At 45.1% G+C, this 3,213-nt stretch carries 2 protein-coding genes and 1 pseudogene; 2 read left to right on the forward strand and 1 reads right to left on the reverse strand.

Annotated features, from left to right (window positions below; all coding sequences use genetic code 11):
* The coding region (locus tag RCO84_RS16890; RefSeq protein WP_317585820.1) for a sigma-54-dependent transcriptional regulator at nucleotides 1–1,238 on the forward strand (1,238 nt) is incomplete at its 5' end.
* Between the two features lie 230 nt (nucleotides 1,239–1,468).
* The gene (locus RCO84_RS16895; protein ID WP_117663913.1) at nucleotides 1,469–2,098 is read left to right on the forward strand and encodes an RteC domain-containing protein; all 630 of its coding nucleotides are present in this window, start codon (nucleotides 1,469–1,471) and stop codon (nucleotides 2,096–2,098) included.
* Nucleotides 2,099–2,176: 78 nt separating this feature from the next.
* Here the strand turns inward: RCO84_RS16895 and RCO84_RS16900 are convergent.
* A pseudogene (locus RCO84_RS16900) lies at nucleotides 2,177–3,213 on the reverse strand (TraM recognition domain-containing protein); the annotation flags it as partial.

Genomic DNA, 3,213 nt, shown 5'->3' on the forward strand with positions numbered 1-3,213 from the left:
AAACAATCTTATGCTACAATTACAGAGATGGTCTGAAAGCTGTGAGGGAATCCTCTGAATGGGATGTTGTCATTTCGGATATGCGCTTGGGGAATGATAACGGCATCGACCTGTTGGAATGGATGCGTAGTAACGGCTACCAGAATCCATTTATCATCATGACATCTTACGATGAAAGCATGAGTGCCGTGAGGACTATGAAATTGGGAGCAGAAGACTATATACCGAAGAAATTGTTGCTTGATGTAGTTTATGAACGTTTGGAAGAAATCATAGACAAGCAGAAACGACTCGTAGAGTTGAATAACAAGATTGTTTACCGCAAAAGTGAGAAGTTTCGCCGTATATACAAAATGGCAGAATTGTTTGCCAAAAGCGACATGGCTGTTATGATATTGGGAGACAACGGAACAGGCAAAGAACATATAGCGGAAAAGATACATCTGCAAAGCAAAAGAGCCGACAAGCCTTTTGAAGTAGTAGATTGCGGTACGCTTTCTGCGGAACTTGCCGTTTCCGCTCTCTTCGGACATGAGAAAGGAGCATTCACAAGTGCAGACGCAGCAAGAAAAGGTTACTTTGAATTGGCTGCTGGAGGTACGCTGTTCTTGGACGAGATAGGCAACCTGCCGAAAGACGTACAGGCGATGTTGCTGCGTGTGTTGCAATCCAAGAGCTACCGACCATTGGGAGCTACAAAAGATAAAGTGGCTGATGTGCGCATTATTGCCGCCACCAACGAAAACCTGCAAGAGGCAGTTCGGGAAGGACGATTCAGAAGCGATCTGTATTATCGACTTCACGAAGCGGTTATTGAGATTCCACGGTTGCGAGATTGCAAGGAAGATATTATGCCATTAGCTAACTTCTTCCTGAAACTATATGATAGGCATACGGACAAAGAAATAAAATGTATCAGTAAGGAAGCGCAAAGGGCACTTGTAAGCCATACATGGCCAGGCAATGTGCGTGAGTTGAAATCATGTATCATGCGAGCTATGCTGTTATGCGAGAATGAGATAATAGATGTCGAGGACTTGCAGTTGTCACAATCGGCATTGACAGAAGAGGCTTTGGACTTTGATGAACAAGAACGCAAGATCAATCGAGAGCGTATCTTGTGGGCTTTGAAGCAATGCAATGGCATCAAGCGTGATGCGGCAAAAATGTTGGAAATGAGCCATACTACATTCTATGCCCGTATGAAAGAGTATGGTATTCCAACTAACAAGTTGTAACGGTATAAGAACCGTGTAAGGAAGATTGGACGAGTGTCCGGTTTTCCTTACACTATTTCTGCTTGCAATTTCCTTGTGAAAATCTTATTCTCTTGATAAAGTTGCTGATTATCAGGAAATATCATCATCCTATTGTTTAGTCTGTCTTGGAATGGCATAGGTGTTGGACTAATAAATGGTGTGCGCACAGAAACATCAAATTAGTACAAACCCATAAAAGAGACAGCAACATGGAATACAACATATTGATAGAGACTGATTTTTTCAACTTGCTGAATGCAGGTCATAAGAACAAAGGTGGTAACGCTTTGGAGAACTCATACCGTGAGTTTATCAAGGTTGTGGTTGATTTATGCAGCACCAACGTGAAGCAAGCGGTCTTTGCACTGTCATACGCAGAGACCGAGCTTGACTTTCATCTGTCAATGCCCCATATAAAGGATTGTTTGGGAACCGTAGGCTTGTATGTGCGCAAGGCTATTGCATTTGTCCGAAGGATGCAAGAGCATGTGGCAGCAACATATCATCTTCATGTGACCACATCCACTTCAGAAGCCTCTCCGCCAGTATCATCAGAATCAAAGCCATTAGTAAAATGGACTGGCAATGCCGTTGACCTTGTAGAAATGGTATATGGCATCTGCGTAATGGGAAGCGTGAACGATGGCGATGTGAAGTTCAAGGACTTGGCGCAAGCCATGTACCAGTTCTTTGGTATCAAAGCCAAGGACTGCTATCGTTTCTATACCGACATCAGAAGACGCAAGAACCATAGCCGTACTTACTTCCTTGACAGAATGCAGGAGAAGTTGAACGACAAAATGCGAAAGGATGATGAATTGGAAAGAATGAGACGATAAAAAACGATAAATCCCATATATGTATGCAGGGGCGAGTAACTGAAAAGGACAATTCCTAAAAGTTACTCGCCTTATTGTTTATTTCTGTATGAGATGCTTTAAGCTCTCGTCACCAGTGATGCGCTCCAGCTCGTCCTTGACAATCAGCTTGACATCTTCCTTGATTTGGTTGTAGTTGTCCTGAATGGCTTGCTTCATGCAGTCGTTGCCATCCGCATCCTTGAAGTCGTTGATGATGGGGATAGGCTGATAATGGCTTTCCTCTCGCTTTACCTTGTCGGTGTCAACGACAATCTCGGCATGGAAGATCTTCTGCTCTATGCGCTCGGTGAAGTTGTCGGAAACAGAGCCGACAAACATACCTTGGGTAAGACCACTAATCTTGCTTGGCGGAATGAGACTGTCCATTTGGGTATTGATGGACGTAGAGACATCCTGTCGGTTGATGGAAATGGACTGACGCTTTTGGAGCACCTTGCCGAAACGCTCGGATAAAGTCTTGGCGGTCTCGCCAACGACCTGTCCGCTGAAGATGTTACCTACGGTATTGATAACCACCTTTGCCTCCTTGTCTCCATAATCGCGAACCAACTGCGAGAAGTCCTGGAAGCCCAAGCACACCGCCACCTTGTTGCTTCGTGCCGTAGCAATCAGGTTATCCAAGCCTTTGAAATAGATGGTCGGCAACTCGTCAATGATAACGGATGATTTGAGTTGTCCCTTCTTGTTGATGAGTTTCACGATGCGGCTGTTGTACAAGCCGAGTGCCGCACCATAAATGTTCTGTCGGTCGGGATTGTTGCCGACACACAGAATCTTCGGTTCATTCGGGATTGTTGATGTCGAGTGTAAACTCGCTTGCGGACATCACCCAGTAGAGTTGTGGTGAGATCATTCGTGACAGCGGTATCTTTGCGCTGGCAATCTGACCCGCCAACTGCTCCATCGCCCCACCTTGCCAGGCATCCATGAACGGAGATAGGTAGTTCTCCAGTTCGGGATAGCTCGTCAGTATCGGAAAGACATCCTCGTATCTGCGGTTAAGCAATTCGATGGCATGGGGAAAGGTACAATACTTCCCATTCTTGTAGATTCTTAGGTACCAGATGATGGCT

It is taken from the genome of Segatella copri (assembly GCF_949820605.1).
In the GTDB taxonomy this organism is placed as follows: Bacteria; Bacteroidota; Bacteroidia; order Bacteroidales; family Bacteroidaceae; genus Prevotella.

What these genes read in the sequence shown, in the direction of transcription:
- RCO84_RS16895 (WP_117663913.1), top strand. Translation starts at nt 1,469, where the DNA reads ATGGAATACAACATATTGATAGAGACTGATTTTTTCAACTTGCTGAAT.